This window comes from Aerococcus suis (genome assembly GCF_900176325.1).
GTDB classification, from domain to species: Bacteria; Bacillota; Bacilli; order Lactobacillales; family Aerococcaceae; genus Aerococcus; species Aerococcus suis.
In genome coordinates this window covers 44,104-61,173 of the sequence record NZ_FWXK01000007.1, presented here as the reverse complement: position 1 = coordinate 61,173, position 17,070 = coordinate 44,104, and the positions used below count along the sequence as shown (strand labels likewise).

Sequence of the window (17,070 nt, the reverse complement as noted above, 5' to 3'; positions counted from 1 at the left end):
TCTATCTTATATTATGTTAATGCAAACAAAAACAAACATTTAAAAACAGGTAGGTGGTCAGGTGATAAAAGAAGAACGTCTAAAATTTATTAAAGAATATTTGCAAGATCATAAAATTCTTCAAGTTCAATTTATAGTTGAACAATTAGGTGTAACTGATATGACTGTCCGCCGCGATTTAAAAATTTTAGAAAATGAAGGATTTCTTCAGCGAATCCACGGTGGTGCTAAATTAAATGAGGTAAATAACCTTTCTAAAATTGAATTAAGTCATAGAGAGAAAAAGAATCGTAACTTAAGTCAAAAACATGAAATCGCTAAAAAAATGGCAGCTAAAATTGAAGATAATGATATTATTTTTCTCGGTACTAGTACGACCACTGAACTTGTTTATGATTATTTAGATGTTGATAATTTAAAAATAATTACTAACTCTATTTTTGTTTTTGATAAATTCAAAAATGATGATCATTATGATTTGATATTAATCGGAGGAAATTATCGTTCATTAACTGGAGCCTTTATAGGAACCATTGCTAGTGATTTTATGAAAAATATTTATATTCAAAAAGCTTTTATCGGAGTGAATGCTCTGGATGAAAACTATTTATATAATGCTAATGAAGATGAAGGTGATATCCAACGCATTGCCTTAGACAATGCTAAAGAAAAATATATTGTTGCAGATGATAGTAAATTTGGTACGCAAGATTTCTATCGTTTTTATGAAATTGGTGATGCTGACCAAATGATAACTAATAAAGATAATCAATCAGAATTGTTAGAATCACTAAAAAACAAAATATCAATTATTAAATAATTTTATGGAGGTATTCTGATGAAAGTATTTTTAGCAAGTGATAAAGATGGTTTAAAATTAAAAAACTTTATTCATGAAAATATTAAAGATGACTATGAAGTTGTCGATTTAACACCAGAAGGAGAAGCAGATTTTGTAGAGTCTTCTAAAAAAATGGTTGAAGCTCTAGACTTTGGTAAATCTGAAGACTTAGGTGTTATTTTTGATGCATACGGCGTTGGTAGTTTCATGGCAAGCAACAAACATAAAGGTATGATTGTTGGTGAAATTTCTGACGAACGTTCTGCTTATATGACTCGTCAACATAACAATACAAAATTAATTTCTTTAGGTAGTGAAATTCTTGGTGAAGGTCTTGCTTTAAATGTTGTTTCTGAATTTCTTAAAGCATCTTATGACGGTGGACGTCACCAAGTTCGCGTTGATATGTTAAATGAAATGTGCTAATAAAATAGGAGGAATTTAAATGAAAATTGCTATTGGTTGTGACCATATTGTAACTGATATTAAAATTGCTGTAGCCGATCATTTACGTGAAGAAGGACACGACGTCATTGACGTTGGTACTTATGGTTTTGTAAGAACACACTACCCAATCTTCGGTAAAAAAGTTGGTGAAGCTGTTGCAAAAGGTGAAGCTGATTTAGGTGTTGTTATTTGTGGTACTGGTATTGGTATTTCAAATGCTGCTAATAAAGTTCCTGGTGTAAGAGCTGCCCTAGTTCGTGATATGACATCAGCTTTATATGCTAAACGTGAACTAAATGCTAATGTTATTGGATTTGGTGGTAAAATTACTGGTGAATTCTTAATTAAAGATATCGTTGATGCTTTCTTAAAAGAAGAATACCAACCATCTCCTGAAAATGAAAAATTAATTGAAAAAATTAATGCAATTGAAGAAACATATACAACTAAAGAGTTTAATGATAACCTATTCGATGAAGAAGTTAAAAAATGGGACGAAGGTTATTACCACGATTAATAACTCGTCAGTCAATTCTCTTGAGGTGAAGAAATCATGATTTTAACTGTTACATTGAATCCATCAATTGATGTTTCTTATCCACTAGATCAATTAAATCTTGATACTGTTAATCGCGTGGATAAAGTATCTAAAACACCTGGTGGTAAAGGGTTAAATGTTACTCGCGTTCTTAAAACATTAGATGCCGACGTTAAAGCAACTGGTGTTTTAGGGGGACATTTTGGTGAATATATTGAAAGCAAACTAGATGAAGTAGAAATTAATCACCAATTTTCTAAGATAGATGGTGAAACAAGATTTTGTATCGCTATCTTACATGAAGGCAATCAAACAGAAGTACTTGAAAAAGGGCCAGAAATCGATGAAGAAGATATCTACCATTTTAAAGATGCTTTTAGAGATTTAGTTTCTCATGCAACAACTATTACTATGTCTGGTAGTATGCTAAAAGGCTTCCCTAGCGATACTTATTCAGAATTAATTGCGATTGCTAATGACTATGGTCGTAAAGTTCTATTAGATACATCAGGAGATAGTCTCTTACAATCATTAAAAGGTGACCATAAACCTTACCTCATTAAACCAAACACAGAAGAATTAGAAGGTTTAGTTAACGAAAATATTGATCCTAAAAACACTGATCAATTAAAAGAAGTTTTATCAAACTCATTATTCGATGGTGTTGAAATGATTGTCGTCACACTTGGTGGAGATGGCGCCTTAGTCAAATATCAAGATAAATTCTATCAAGTCATTGTACCTAAAATTAATCCAGTTAATCCTGTTGGTTCTGGAGACTCTACTATTGCTGGTCTAGCTTATGCTATTGACGAAGGCAAAGACTTCTCTGAAATCATTAAAACTGGTATGACTTGCGGTGTATTAAATACACTGAACGAAAAAACAGGTGCAATTGATATGAATCAATTCGATACGTTCTTTGATCAAATTAACGTCTCTGAAATTTAAACCATTATGATTCTTTCTTTTAGGACTGATTTAAAAATCAGTCCTTTTTTGATACAAAAAATCAGGATTTGACGGTTAATCAAATCCTGATTTAATATTTTATTCTTCTAAATCAAAACTTATTTTTTATCTTTTTTCTTACGAGCTAGACCTAATCCTGAAACTAAAGAAGTTAAACCTCCCACAATCACTCCAACATTAACCCCTGTTTTTGGTAGCGTTTGATTATCTTTTTTAACCATTTCACGCTCTTCAGAAGCCATTAAAATGTTTTCCATTCCTTGATTATCCAAATTGATTGGTTGACTATTATATGAATCATCAATTTCACTTAAGTCGTGATCGATAAATTCTATAAAGTTATGATTCATCATTTCATTATCAATAGATTCATCATCATTTTCTTCTGAAGTAACACCTTCATTTGCAACTTCTTTGGAGATGATTTCTTTTCCTTCGATATATGGGTCTTCAACATATTCACTATGGAAGTCACCATTTGCTGGAAGGTCTGTGACATCTTTTTCGATGATGTTATCGCCTTCTACGTATGGGTCTTCAACATATTCTGATCCAGACTCTTCTGATGGTGAATATACATTTCTCAATAAATAGTCTGTTATATGTTGTCCATCTTCAGATTTTACTCGCAATATCCATTCTTGGTTTCCGTTAGCAATTAATGTGACATTACCATTATCTTCAGTAATTGTTTCAATTAATGGTGTATGAGCACTTGAAAATTCGAATGGTACATCAGGTGAGATGTCTACGACTTCCCCATTAATTTTAATTTGTTGAGCATTAGATTTACTATGAGCTAATTCCTCTTCAACATAAGTTAAAACTTCAATTTCAGTAAATCCAAAGGTTCTACCATCAACTTTATCTAACCAAATTCTTAATTTATCTGTTGTTACGGGATCTACAAAACTATAAGAAGTGACCCCTGATTGATAACTAACTTGAGTAATATTAGAGAATGGAATATTAACCCATTCTTCTTTTTCAGAATCATAATATTCAAAGTGAATACGATCAACGCCAGGTAATATACTATTATTATCTGTATAGTGCCATAAGTTTAAATTATTAAATGTATATTCTTGATCCCAAGTTAATTGTAAATAGAATGAATCAATAGAGTTATCATTTCTTAATGAGTATGTCGTCCAACGTTCATTCGTATTTCTACCATCATTATTTAATCCATCAAAACTGTCACTAATTGGTTTATCTTCTAAATCAGTGATGTTTCCTTCTTTATCTAAATAACCATTTGAAAATACAGGTTTTCCAATTTCAGGATTAGCGATATTTTTAGATTTTTCAATCGCTTCAACAACTCTCACATTTGAAATAACTGGAATCGTTTCATTAAAGATATTGGCCTCTCCATGAATTTGAACATTACCTAACTCATCAAACGTTTCATCACCAATATTCCATGTCACAGGAACTAAAATAGATTCTTTCCCTTGATTATCAATCGCACGTAAATATTCTGGTAAGTCTGGTGTTTCTCCTTGATATGTGAAAGTAGAATGATTTTCAACTGTCATCACAGGATTAACCACTTGCACTCGAACATTTACATAATAATCTGAGTCAGCTAATTTTCCAGAAATATTATAGTTTCCAGGTTTAGTAATTTGAGATAATTCTTCTTCATTCCAATTAACTGCTAATTCTTCTTGCTCACCATTGCTATCAGTGACTTGCACTTTATCTGGTAATTCTAAATCTTCACCAACAGTCATGTAGTAGCTACCAGGCATTTCATAGGATTCTAAATATGCTTCATTTTCTTTTTCTGGAGCAATTGATTTAATCATGATTTCATCAGTAGCTATATCATCTGAACTTGCAGTTAATTTAATATCTCCTGCTTTTTTCGTTGATTGTACAATCACTAAAGCCTTACCATGGAAAGCTCTTCGTTTAGTATCTTTATAAGAATCGGTATCCGCTTGATTTCCATTGTCAACACCGACAATTTCTCCTGGCCCCTCAATCTCAAAGTTAATCATATTATCTGCATTAGAAACAATATTTCCAAATTCATCTAAAACATCAACTTCAATATAAGCTAAGTCTTTTCCATCTGCAGTAATTTCATGATGCACAGTATTTAATTTTAGATTTGTTGGTGCATATGATGTTGAGATTTCATGTCTTCCAATAGCTTTTTCAGTTATTTCGTTTCCATCTTTATCAAATGCTTTGGCAGATAAAGTTCCTTCTTCCCAATCAACAAAGAAAGTTGGATAAGGTTTATCATTATCAAATCGACGATATTGATGTCCCATTGGAGTGGTATGTAATGTTGATTCAGCCTCTCCAATTAATTTATCATTCAAGTATAACTCAACACGATCCGCATCAGTATAGACATCCACTTGAACTTTGCCATCTTTTGTTTTAACGATTTCATCATCATTCCAAGTAGACATTAAGTGAAGCGTATTCTCTTTATCGTTCCACATACTATGATATAGATAATAAGTATCTTTAGGGAATCCAGCTGTATCTATAATACCGAAATAAGAAGAGTTAGGTTTCGCGCCTTGACCACTCACACTTCCAGGACCGATACCATTCCAAGGTGTTGGCTCTCCTATGTAATCAAATCCAGTCCATACAAAGATACCAGCATTCCAATCATTTTCAATAATATCTTTCCAAGCTTTGCTTGCAGAATGCCCCCATCCTACACGAGAAGAGTCGTTATCATATTCAGACATAGCTAATTTATTATTATCTCGTCCAAACGTACCATATTCTCCACGCGTATGAATAGCACTCGTTGTTTCTGATCCATAAAGAATCCAATCAGGGTGTTTTTCTCTCACTTGCTCTAAAGTTTTAGCATCTTTGTAGTTTTTACCTACGACACCACCAGCTTGAGTAATTAAATCATTAATCGGTTCTAGTATTGAATCATTAACTCTATTATCACCGATAGTTACTGGGCGCGTTGCATCAACTTCTTGGACCCATTTAATCAAATTAGCAGCCACTTCTGGATAGTGAGACATATCTCCAGAAGCTCCTTCTGTAATTTCATTACCGATTGACCACATAATAATTGACGGAGCATTTTTACCTCTCTCAACCATCGCTTTAGTTGCGAATTCTGCCCAGGTCATTTCTGAATCAGCGTGTAATAAGTAATCTTGGTCTCCTATTTTTTCATTAAAATATTTAGAAAAATCATTCGTATTACCGTTTTTATGATTGGTCCATCCATCAAAAGCTTCATCTATGATTAACATACCATGCTTATTAGCAAGATCAATTAAGGCCGTAGAAGCTGGATTATGCGTTGACCGAATAGCATTTGCACCCATATCTTTTAACATTAAGATTTGTCTTTCAATCGCTTTTTCGTTTTGAACAGCCCCTAATGCTCCTTGATCATGGTGCATAGATACACCTTTAATTTTCAATGGTTTTCCATTAAGGAAAAATCCTTTATCTCTATCAAAATTAAAGTATCTAAATCCATAGTCAATCGCTTTATGGTCAATAACGTTTCCATCACTTAAAATATCCGTTTCTAATACATATAAATAAGGATTTTCAACATCCCAAAGATGAGGATTATCGACATGTAATTCATTTGTAGCGATTGTACTTCCTGGTTTAACTGATAACAATTCACCTTCTGTAGATGCCACAACATTTCCATCGGCATCAATCGGTCGATGATTAATTTGAATATTTTTATCTTCATCTTCAGAATTAACAACAGAGACTTCGATAGGTACTGTAACAGTTCCTGACACTTCTTTTTCTAAATTAGGTGTTGTAACTGTGATACCATTTTGATCAATATGAACAGGATTTAATACAGAGATATTGACATCTCGGAAAATCCCGGTTCCAGAGTACCAACGACTACTTGGCAGTTTATTCTCTACACAAACAGATAAAAGATTCTCTGTTTTTCCATCTTTCACAAGGAAGTCAGTAATATCAAAGGTAAATGGTGTATATCCATTCTTATATTCTCCAACTTTCTTCTCATTAATATAAAGATCAGTTGTCATATAAGAACCATCAAAATTTAAATATATTCTCTTATCTGCATATTTCTCAGGAACTAAAAATTCTTTTCGATACCATGCGACACCACCAGGTAAAAAGCCACTTTCTGCTTCATATCTAGTAGAAAAGTCTTTACCAATACTAATATCATTTGGTAAGTCAATCGTTTCATAAATTTCATCATCAAAGTCTTTCTCTTTAGCAGACTCAACATCTTCTGGAATCAATTTCCAATTTTCATTGAAAGTAGTTTCTCTTTCATCTTCACTGATAAAATCTAAAGTTGTTTTTTCATTACTATCTGATTGAATACCCTTAATTTCTTCCGTATTAGTCTCAGTTTGAATATCCTCTTCAGTAGATTCTGAGACGTTTTCTTCTTCCTCTACTGACTGATCTTCTGTTTCTTCAACAACAGTTTCCTCAGAACTTTCAGAATTAGGTTCAGCTTCTGCTAAAGATTCTGTACCAGTCTCAGTATCTGAAGAAATATTATTTTCGACATCATTCACTTTTTCATCTTGGTTAAGATGATTTTCTTGGCCAACTTCAGGAGCAATTTCTTCGGCATGAACAGCTACTTGATTTTGGAACATTAAACAAGCTAAAGCACAGCTAACTCCTACAGAAAATTTAGAAATTTTTCGATAGTTCTTTAAATCTGGACCTTTCATAAATCTAATTCCCTCCTAAAAACATCTTATACATACCAATAACAAAGTTCATCGCAAACAAAACAAACATTACCCAACATAGTTACATAAATAATAAAGCGCTTTCAAACAAATGACAACATAAAGGAATATATATTTACAAATAATATGAAAAAAGTCCCCAATCGCTTGGAAAAAATCGATTGAGGACTCACTCTTTCTATCTTTATTTTCTACTCTTCATACGTATCCAAAAAGTGATGAACAATACGACAAGCTTGTCGAACATTTGAAGAGACAGCGTTATTAGGAAATTGTGTTGCTAAAATCCATGTGCCTAATGTATAAACATGATCTAATTGTCCATATCGAGAACTGATTAATTGGGTGTATGGCCAAGTCACTTTAATACCACCCACTTCATCTGCCATAATGATTCCTTTCTCATATAATGTCTTAATAAAGGCATCTTGCTCTTTGGCTACAGAAAGTCGATTTTCAAAACCAGTCGCATTGATTAAGACATCAGCTGTATAAGTATCGTTATTAGCAGTTAATGTAAATTGCTGGTCAGTTTTTTCGATATCAGTCAATCCAGAAACAATTCGCAATTGCCCTTGGTCGAGTAAATGAATGACTAATTCTAACGTTTCTTTGGGCATAATATTTAAGAAATGAATGATTTTTTTCGAATAGTGGGTAAAGAATTCCTGACGGTCACTTGTTGGTAACACATTAATTAAAGCGCTCATTTCCGGATACAACCCACTTATATATTTTTGAAAAGCCTGCATTTGAGGATCAGCTTCATTGACTTGATGACGAATCTGCTCAATTGACCCACTACCACAGTTTTCTAAAATATAATCATAGGTAATATCATGTGCTTTGAAATCTGCTTTGATTTGTTCGAAAATAATCTGTAACGGAATAATACCACCATAAGTTTCTAACTGTTCAGCTTGCCATTCTCTTGTTAAGGAATGAGGTTTCTCTTCTTCTAATTCAGGTTGGATAACCGTCGTAAATGGCTCTGTCCGAATATAAAATGTTACTGGTTGCTCAAACGTATAGTGATGATTTAAATAGCGAATAATATCTAGACCGGTTAATCCTGAACCGATAATTCCAATCGCCTCTTCAGCATTTAAATATGCTAGATTTTCTTTTAATGGTGCTGGATGATGAATGTAATTCTCTACTTCACGTAAATGGTACGGGTCCCGATATGGGGGATGGCCAATCGCTAGAAAGACCGCATCATAAGGTTGATGCCACGTATTATCCGTTGTTTGTAGGGCATAATATGGGTGGTTTAAATGACGCTGATTATAAACCACTTCGCCATCTTGATTAAGAATTTGCATATCTTTCACACGTTGCTTAATCACATGGACACGCTCATCCGCTAAATACGGTTGAATATGATCATTTAAATAGCGTCCATAATAATCACGAGGTGCAAACCAATGAGAAAAATCCTTATCTGATGAAATATGGGTATTCAACCAATCCGTAAATGCCTGTTTATTACGTTTGTCCATGCTTAATGCCCCAGGTGATGTATTAATCAATACACGTTCATCTTCTGGCTCATAGGGCAAACCAGCTCCGAGTCGTTCGCGGGTTTCAAAAATATCTAAACGATCATTTTCCCCAAATTGTTCATCATTTAATAATTCTGTTGTAATGGCTGTTCCACTAGCACCTAAACCAATAATAGCTACTCTCATGATGCCCCACTCCTTTATTTAGTTACCGCTACTATATCAAGGAACTGACAAATTTGTAAGCCATATACTAAAAAGGACCTAACACATCAATAAGTTAGGTCCTTTTTCAACATTATAGTGGGTTTTTCGCCGGTTTTCCGGGTTTACGAGGGTATTTATTTGGGGTTTCTTTGCGTTTTTCAATCCGAACAATATGACGCACACCAGCTTCTTGTGGCAATTCAAAAGCAATGTCTTCTATAAATTTTCCACCTAAAGTAGCGATAGCATGTTTCGCTTCTTCGATTTCATCATCGGTTTGTGAGGCTTTCATCGCTAAGAATTGTCCACCCTTTTTAAGTAATGGAAGACAAAATTCTGCTAATAAGTTTAATCGTGCTACTGCTCGGGCCGTCACAATATCAAATTGTCCTCGGAAGGTTTTATTTTGTCCAAAAGTTTCGGCACGATCATGATAAGCATGTACATTGGTTAATTTTAGTTCGGATATAACCGTTTCAATAAATTTAATTCGTTTATTTAGGCTATCCACAATTGTGACGTCAAGTTCTGGGAAGACAATTCGTAATGGGATGCTAGGAAAACCTGCTCCAGATCCGACATCAACTAATTTTTTAGGTTCTGTAAAATCGTTTGAAAAGGCTAAGCTAATTGAATCATAAAAATGTTTTAAATAAACTTCTTCCTTATCAGTGATTGCTGTTAAGTTAATCTTCTCATTCCATTCAACTAATAAGTTATAATAATCTTCAAATTGTTGCATCTGTTGATCAGTTAACTGAATGTCATGTTCTGCTAAAGCGTATTTAAATTCTTCAGGAGTCACTTCATCACCTCATTCATTGGTTCTATTTTCCTAGGCAAACATATCCGCATCATCACGGAAGCTAACAGAAGAGAATTTATTAAATTCTTTCGTAAAAATCAGTTTCACGGTTCCACGTTTTCCTGACCGGTTTTTTTCAATAATCACTTCAACGATATTATTATCAGCTTCTGGGTTATCTTCTTCGCCATCTTCACTGCGGTAATAATCTTCACGGTATAAGAAGGCAACAATATCCGCATCTTGTTCTATCGAACCAGATTCCCGAATATCACTTAATACTGGCCGTTTATCTTGTCGTTGTTCAACACCACGTGATAATTGTGACAATGCCACAACGGGAACTTCAAGTTCTTTGGCAATTTTTTTCAATTGACGTGAAATTTCTGATACTTCTTGTTGCCGATTATCACTTCGTTTACCGCTACCTTCAATTAATTGTAAGTAGTCAATCACAATAAGATCGAGTGATTTTTGTTCTTGTTTCAAACGACGCGCTTTGGCACGAATTTCAGCCACACGAATACCTGGTGTATCATCAATGAAGATATTAGACTCACCAAGTGCGCCCATCGCCACAATTAAATCTGACCACTCTTGTTCTTCTAATTGTCCTGTTCGCAACCGACTCGCATCAATACTACCTTCTGCACATAACATCCGGTTAACTAACGATTCAGCACCCATTTCTAGTGAGAAGATAGCAACTGTTCCATTTTGTTTAGTCGCAATATTTTGAGCAATATTTAAGGCAAAGGCGGTTTTACCGACTGCTGGACGAGCTGCTAAAATCACCAATTGATCCGGTTGTAATCCTGCCGTCATCTTGTCTAAATCAGGATATCCTGTTGGTATACCAGTGACGTCTTGTTGATTTTTAGAGAGTTCCTCAATCGTATCAACATTTTGCATAACAATATTACTAATATGTTTAAATCCGGCCCGATTACGACGCTCTGAAACACTTAAGACACTGCGTTCCGCATCTTCAATAATCCGTTCCACATCATCTTGTTCTTCGTAACTTTCACGGGTAATTTCATTTGCGGCACGGATTAATTTCCGTAGTACGGATTTTTCTTCAACTGTTTTCGCATAGTATTCCGCATTAGCAGCTGTTGGTGTATAGTCAACGAGCTGTACTAAGTAGTCCATCCCACCAGCATTTTCTAACATGTTCGTATTTCGTAACCGTTCCGCAACCGTTTTGAAATCGACACCTTCACCAGCGTTGGTTAAATCTTCAATCGCACTAAAAATAAGCTGATGACTCCGTTGATAGAAATCATCGGCTTGTAATATGGCGACAATATCCGTTATCACTTCAGCGTCCATCAACATGGAACCTAACACGGCTTGTTCGGCCTCTTGACTTTGAGGCGGCGTCCGTTGTAATAATTCATCTACCATTTTACTTGTCACCTCATATGTGTTTTCTATTCATTATAACATGAAAAAAGTAGCTGGCTGTAACCCCAGCTACTTGTAAAGAAAATAATCATCGATGTTATCCTTATTCTTCCACTACATGAACACGAATAGATGCTTCAACTTCTTTATGTAGTTTAACTGGAACATCTGCATAACCAAAAGCATGTAATGGTTCTTTTAATTCAATTTTACGTTTGTCGACTTTAATGTCATATTGTTTTTTTAGACCTTGCGCAATTTGTTTAGAAGGGACAGATCCAAATAAACGACCATCTTGGCCACCTTTAGCTTTAATTTCAACGACCGTATCTTCGTCTTCAATTTTTGTTTTTAATTCTTTAGCTTCAGCTAATTCTTCTGCCGCAACTTTTTTCTCTTTTTCTTGTTTACCACGTAATTCACTCATAGCACTATTTGTTGCTGCTTTTGCTTTTCCATTTTTAATAAGGAAGTTTTGAGCATATCCTGTTGAAACATCTTTAACTTCGCCTTTTTTACCTTGGCCTTTGACATCTTCTAGAAAAATAACTTTCATTATGAATCCTCCTTGTTATCACCTAATAATACATCTTTTAACATATCGATAGCTTCACTTACTGTCGCATCTTCAATTTGTGTGGCTGCATTAGATAAATGCCCACCGCCGCCTAGTTCTTCCATGACTGTTTGAACATTAACATTTCCTAGACTCCGTGCACTTATTCCAATCCGTTTATCTGAACGTAGGAAAACAACGAAAGATGCATCAATATCTCGCATAGAGAGCAACGTATCTGCCGCTTGAGCAGCTGTCACATTATCGTAGACGGTTTCTTCTTCTCCTGCTGCAATTCCTAAGTTTGGTTCGATAAATTCCACTCGAGAAATTAAATGATTACGTTTAATGTAATCTGATAAATCTTCTTTTAATAAATGTTGAATAAGTAGCGAATCAGCACCAACAGATTTCAAATAACTAGCGGCATCAAATGTTCGCGATCCTGTTCGTAACGAGAAGTTTCTAGAATCAACAATAATACCAGCTAACATCGTTGTGGCTTCAATACGATTAATTTGTTTCGCATTTTGATCTTGATATTCGAAAAACTCTGCAATCAACTCACAAGCTGATGACGCATAAGGTTCGATATATTCTAAAAGAACATTTTCTGGAACCTCTTCTCCTTTACGGTGATGATCGATAATAATAATATTATTAAATTTCTCAATTAAATCTGGCTCAACCGTAATCGATGGTTTGTGAACATCGACAATATATAAGAATGATTCTGAATCAATCATATCTTCTGCTTCTTTAGGGGTAATAATAGCTTCGTTAATTTTTTCGTCCTTACGTAATTCAACGAGCAAACGTTTAATATCTCCATTGATTCGACTTTCATTTAAAATGATATAACATTGCTTGCCATTCATTTCAGCAATCCGTCGAATCCCTAAGCAAGCCCCAATTGCGTCCATATCGGGATAATCATGCCCCATCACAAAGAACGAATCATTAGTTTCGAAGATGTTAGCAATTGTATTGGCAATTTGTCGTGATCTCACATGAGTACGTTTCTCCATTGGATTGGTTTTACCACCATAGTAACGTGCTTTAGAAGATTGAGTTTTCACCACAACTTGGTCACCACCACGACTTAGCGCTAAGTCTAAGTTAGATTGTGATAAATCACTAATCGATAGTAGTGACGCTTCTTCATTTTCTTCATGATAAGATAATCCGATAGAAATTGTTAATGGGAAATTTGCTTTGGAAGTCGTTTCTCGAATCGTATCAACGACATCAAAACCATCCTCTTCCATTTTTACTAACTCTCCATAAGTAGTAATTAATAAGAATTTATCATCATCAAATCGTTTAATATAACTATCATGATTTCCTGCCCATGTGGATAATTGTTTCATCATAAAGTTATCCACTGTGGATTTCCGACGATCACTAATCATTGTTGAGTTCTCATCATAGTTATCAATCATAATATTACCGATAACTAAACGATTATTACTTGCGTCCGCCGCAATTTCACCATAATACGTCACATCAATAAAATACAATGTTCGCTCTTCAGGTAACGAAAAAACATGGAAGTAAGAATCTTCCCAATATAAGCTTTTTTCTTTTACCTCATCATTCTCTTGAAATTCTTGGTAGAGCTGATATAAATCATCATCAAGTTCTTTCAAGTCGTTACCAATCAAGTCTTTTTTGAAGAAGAATTTTTGCATAAACGGATTTAACCATTTAATGGTACTTCCTTCGTCAAAAATAATTACTCCAATTGGCATTTTCAATAGAATTTCATTTTGTACAGATTCCACTTCACTCGCTAAATTCAACATATAGTTTTTCGTCAAATTTTTCATCGCGAATAATGCATAGGTGATTAACCCCGCTGCTATTAGAATCAAAGCAAAGACAATTATATTTTTAACCGTACCAGCAGTCACACTGACCAGAGCACTAATTAATAATAAAACCGCCGCAATGGCAATTGGAAGATATATATTGGGATCCTTAAAAAAACCTGGACTAAAGGTCCCATTATTTTTAGAATTCATATTAATCTCCTCTGTGTTTATACATAAATAGTATGTTAATTTTAACATATTATTAAAATAAATTAAAATTATTCAAAGGTCTATACGAATGAGCGTTCGTTCCTATTATCCTTAAAATGTTTCACGTGAAACATTTTTACTCAGACTACTACTAGCAAATTTATAAAAGTTAATCTAATACTATAAATAAAATAAAGCAGAGCAGGCGCAAAAGGTAGACAAAGTTGTGAGTAGCTGTAATAGGAAAAATACGATGGATAAGAGATAGGGATATGTGTAGGCTTACTATCGCTTTGAGATTTTTTTGAAGATGGCAAAAAAGTCCTCAAAAAGAGGACTGGACTAATCACTGTCTTTAATTGAAGTGCTTATCACTACTCGCTTTCTGAAGTAAATTCTTTATCAAAATTGCTTAATTTAAATAAATCTACCTATAACTGGCTGTTTATCCACCTGTGAATAACTTTTTTAACTGTCTAGCTCTTTAAATACAATGAGGGAGGTCCTTCAACTCTCTTACAATGAAGAGCTTATCTTTTTTAATAAAATTAAAACAAGTTCTATTGATAGATATAGGTATATGAAAACACCGCATAATTATATCTACATTTAAAAATATCATCTATCTTATATTCTAGTATCTAATTATTTCAAAATATAATAGTATCAGTTTCCATCTAATAATTCATCAATAAATCAAATACATATAAATAAGTGTACAAATAGATAAAAAAGAATTGCTACTTGATACTTATGTCCTTTTATCTGCTGCTTTTTCAGTATCTTTCTTTATTACGTACTGAATAAATGTTTCACGTGAAACATTTTAATTTATTCTTTAACCATCTACTTATTAAACCCTTCTTTTTCAATTGCTCATTATTTATAAACCCTTTAGATCCTTATTTTCCAATATTATAAGAAATTCGAACTTTATACTTACTTGTATGTAGCCGTAATATTATTTATAAAGCTTAAAATAAAAATATAGATTCCAAAGATTGTTTCACGTGAAACAATTAAATAAAATGACAAGTTTCTTTATTCTTTTGCTATTTATTTTATTTACTTAATAGAGAGTCTTCTCTACTTATATATTTAATACGAAAATGAAAGCTAGTTAGTTAAACAAAGCAAAATGAATATTATTACTGAATAACGATGATGATATATTGAAATATGATATAGAGGGAAGGGAGAGAAGAGGGAGAAAAATCAAAAAATTTAAATTAAATTCAATAATGTTTCACGTGAAACATTATTACTCTTGTATTACGTACGACTATAATTATCTTTTTATTCATTTAAAAGAGAGTAAAAGAATAAAATATAAAAATAATTAAAGGATATTATACATTTACTTTTATATTCCTATAAAAGTTGCTAAGTCCATCTTTTTGGGGACTGTCTATTTATCTATGATGCTTTATATAACAAATACTAATTTGGCATACAATAAGTATTTTTTATAATAATATACTTTTACTTGCTTCTATATTTCCACATCTTTCTTTTCTCAACGAAATAGTTTTTTTTTTTCAAGTAGAATAATATTGCATTGTCCAATTTATTACTCTCATCAAATGTTTCACGTGAAACATTTAATACTTATCTCATCGCAAACTACTATTTTCCTTCATTCATGTGCATAGCATGACAACAAATATTATGTTCTTCATTAAAGTCTGCTTTATATTAGTATTAATAAGAAATTTTTCTACTAATTTAAATATTATTCTTTTTACCTTTATCATCTAGAATATGAGTCTATCTATTGAGTAATTGTATTTTCATAATGTCTTTTATTTGTATACGATATGATTATTTACTTATCATCAATATCAGTTAAACTGCTTTTATTTTCCATTTTCTCAATTTCGATTCATTATTTGTCTTCATACTCTACTCTCATAAGCACCTAATTTCTCTCCTACTGATATCCTCCTTAAAATTATCCACAATCATCTGATAGCTCAATTTATTTACTTTTAGGAAAAATCCTTTTACCAAGTTTTCCACTTGTGGACAATCTTTTTATGACATCTTTTTCTCCTTTTCTTTTTAAATACGAACACTTATACACATATCGACTATAGTTATGCACAGCTGTGAATAACTATATTTACTTATCTTTTCCCCAAAAAAAAGCTCTAGCTAATAATTTCTTAGCTAGAGCTTTACTTTATTTTTTATTTAATTAGTCTTCAGCTGAATATGGTAATAATCCCATAAAACGTGCACGTTTAATAGCTTGAGTTAACGGACGTTGGTTTTTAGCTGTTGTACCAGTTACACGACGAGGTAAAATTTTACCTTTTTCTGATACGAAACGTTTTAATAAATCAGTGTCTTTGTAGTCGATATGGTCGATATGATTTGCGTTAAAGAAATCGACTTTTTTACGTCTACGTCCACCGCGACGACGTTGTGCCATAGTAGCAGTCCTCCTTATTTAGATGATTTTAGAATGGAAGATCATCATCAGCAATATCAATAGAACCATCGTCATTATTAGATCCGAATGGATTGCTATTGCTGTCTGATTGATCATTATTATTTGATTGATAAGAATCATTATTAGGCGCAAAACTATTGGCAAACGGATCATCGCCACCAAATGATGGTTGTTGGTTATTATTACCGCCAAAGCCGCCATAGTTTGATGACCCATTGCCTGAAGAAGCAGGGCGTTGTTCTGTCACTGATTTAGATTCAAGTAAACTAAAGTTACTTGCTTGAACTTCAGTCACATACACACGGTTTCCTTGCTTATTCTCATAGTTACGCGTTTGAATGCTTCCTTCGATACCAACTAGTGACCCTTTACGAGTAAATTGAGCGAAGTTTTCGGCAGCTTTCCGCCACATCACGCAATTAATAAAGTCAGTTTCGCGTTCACCTTGAGCATTTTTAAATGATCGATCAATAGCTACTGTAAAAGAAGCTACCGCTGTTCCACTTTGGGTATAACGTAAATCAACATCTCTTGTTAAACGTCCTACTAATACGACATTATTAATCATGACTTAACTCCTCTCAAT

Annotated in this window: 12 protein-coding genes; 4 read left to right on the top strand and 8 right to left on the bottom strand. The window is 33.4% G+C overall.

Features of this window, described 5'->3' with window-relative positions; genetic code table 11:
• Positions 1 to 61: 61 nt before the first annotated feature.
• Genes B8955_RS06265 through B8955_RS06250 form a run of 4 tightly spaced genes read left to right on the top strand, consistent with a single transcriptional unit; the run spans position 62 to position 2,777 of the window.
• The gene (locus tag B8955_RS06265; RefSeq protein WP_084099380.1) at positions 62 to 820 is read left to right on the top strand and encodes a DeoR/GlpR family DNA-binding transcription regulator; all 759 of its coding nucleotides are present in this window, start codon (positions 62 to 64) and stop codon (positions 818 to 820) included.
• An 18-nt stretch (positions 821 to 838) separates the two neighbouring features.
• On the top strand, positions 839 to 1,267 hold the full coding sequence (lacA, locus tag B8955_RS06260) for a galactose-6-phosphate isomerase subunit LacA (protein ID WP_084099379.1): 429 nt from the start codon (positions 839 to 841) through the stop codon (positions 1,265 to 1,267).
• 19 nt (positions 1,268 to 1,286) lie between these two features.
• On the top strand, positions 1,287 to 1,805 hold the full coding sequence (lacB, locus tag B8955_RS06255) for a galactose-6-phosphate isomerase subunit LacB (RefSeq protein ID WP_084099378.1): 519 nt from the start codon (positions 1,287 to 1,289) through the stop codon (positions 1,803 to 1,805).
• Positions 1,806 to 1,841: 36 nt separating this feature from the next.
• Positions 1,842 to 2,777: a hexose kinase gene (locus tag B8955_RS06250; RefSeq protein WP_084099377.1), complete on the top strand. Its 936-nt coding sequence runs from the start codon at positions 1,842 to 1,844 to the stop codon at positions 2,775 to 2,777.
• 119 nt (positions 2,778 to 2,896) lie between these two features.
• Here the strand turns inward: B8955_RS06250 and B8955_RS06245 are convergent, their stop codons facing one another.
• The 8 genes from B8955_RS06245 to ssb all read right to left on the bottom strand — a co-directional run bounded on the left by B8955_RS06245 (position 2,897) and on the right by ssb (position 17,052).
• A complete protein-coding gene (locus tag B8955_RS06245; RefSeq protein ID WP_084099376.1) occupies positions 2,897 to 7,501 on the bottom strand; it encodes a glycoside hydrolase family 2 TIM barrel-domain containing protein in 4,605 nt (1,534 codons plus the stop codon).
• A 212-nt stretch (positions 7,502 to 7,713) separates the two neighbouring features.
• Positions 7,714 to 9,213, bottom strand: a complete 1,500-nt coding sequence (locus tag B8955_RS06240) for an FAD/NAD(P)-binding protein (protein WP_084099375.1) — start codon at positions 9,211 to 9,213, stop codon at positions 7,714 to 7,716.
• Between the two features lie 112 nt (positions 9,214 to 9,325).
• Positions 9,326 to 10,039: a 16S rRNA (guanine(527)-N(7))-methyltransferase RsmG gene (gene rsmG, locus B8955_RS06235; protein ID WP_084099374.1), complete on the bottom strand. Its 714-nt coding sequence runs from the start codon at positions 10,037 to 10,039 to the stop codon at positions 9,326 to 9,328.
• A 30-nt stretch (positions 10,040 to 10,069) separates the two neighbouring features.
• Entirely contained in the window at positions 10,070 to 11,449 is a 1,380-nt protein-coding gene (gene dnaB, locus B8955_RS06230; RefSeq protein WP_084099373.1) for a replicative DNA helicase, read from the bottom strand.
• A 103-nt stretch (positions 11,450 to 11,552) separates the two neighbouring features.
• Positions 11,553 to 12,005 carry a 50S ribosomal protein L9 gene (gene rplI / locus B8955_RS06225; protein ID WP_084099372.1) on the bottom strand — a complete coding sequence of 151 codons (453 nt, stop codon included), beginning with the start codon at positions 12,003 to 12,005 and terminating at the stop codon, positions 11,553 to 11,555.
• Positions 12,005 to 14,029: a DHH family phosphoesterase gene (locus B8955_RS06220; RefSeq protein ID WP_084099371.1), complete on the bottom strand. Its 2,025-nt coding sequence runs from the start codon at positions 14,027 to 14,029 to the stop codon at positions 12,005 to 12,007. Before B8955_RS06220 ends, rplI begins: the two co-directional genes overlap by 1 nt.
• Positions 14,030 to 16,226: 2,197 nt before the next feature.
• Positions 16,227 to 16,463, bottom strand: a complete 237-nt coding sequence (gene rpsR / locus B8955_RS06215) for a 30S ribosomal protein S18 (protein WP_084099370.1) — start codon at positions 16,461 to 16,463, stop codon at positions 16,227 to 16,229.
• A gap of 28 nt (positions 16,464 to 16,491) precedes the next feature.
• On the bottom strand, positions 16,492 to 17,052 hold the full coding sequence (gene ssb / locus B8955_RS06210) for a single-stranded DNA-binding protein (RefSeq protein WP_084099369.1): 561 nt from the start codon (positions 17,050 to 17,052) through the stop codon (positions 16,492 to 16,494).
• Between the last annotated feature and the right edge of the window lie 18 nt (positions 17,053 to 17,070).

Bases quoted from the DNA above. Each gene is read 5' to 3' on its own strand.
- rpsR (WP_084099370.1), bottom strand. From the start codon at position 16,463: ATGGCACAACGTCGTCGCGGTGGACGTAGACGTAAAAAAGTCGATTTC.
- B8955_RS06245 (WP_084099376.1), bottom strand. From the start codon at position 7,501: ATGAAAGGTCCAGATTTAAAGAACTATCGAAAAATTTCTAAATTTTCT.
- dnaB (WP_084099373.1), bottom strand. From the start codon at position 11,449: ATGGTAGATGAATTATTACAACGGACGCCGCCTCAAAGTCAAGAGGCC.
- lacB (WP_084099378.1), top strand. From the start codon at position 1,287: ATGAAAATTGCTATTGGTTGTGACCATATTGTAACTGATATTAAAATT.
- B8955_RS06250 (WP_084099377.1), top strand. From the start codon at position 1,842: ATGATTTTAACTGTTACATTGAATCCATCAATTGATGTTTCTTATCCA.
- ssb (WP_084099369.1), bottom strand. From the start codon at position 17,052: ATGATTAATAATGTCGTATTAGTAGGACGTTTAACAAGAGATGTTGAT.
- rplI (WP_084099372.1), bottom strand. From the start codon at position 12,005: ATGAAAGTTATTTTTCTAGAAGATGTCAAAGGCCAAGGTAAAAAAGGC.
- lacA (WP_084099379.1), top strand. From the start codon at position 839: ATGAAAGTATTTTTAGCAAGTGATAAAGATGGTTTAAAATTAAAAAAC.
- B8955_RS06220 (WP_084099371.1), bottom strand. From the start codon at position 14,029: ATGAATTCTAAAAATAATGGGACCTTTAGTCCAGGTTTTTTTAAGGAT.
- B8955_RS06240 (WP_084099375.1), bottom strand. From the start codon at position 9,213: ATGAGAGTAGCTATTATTGGTTTAGGTGCTAGTGGAACAGCCATTACA.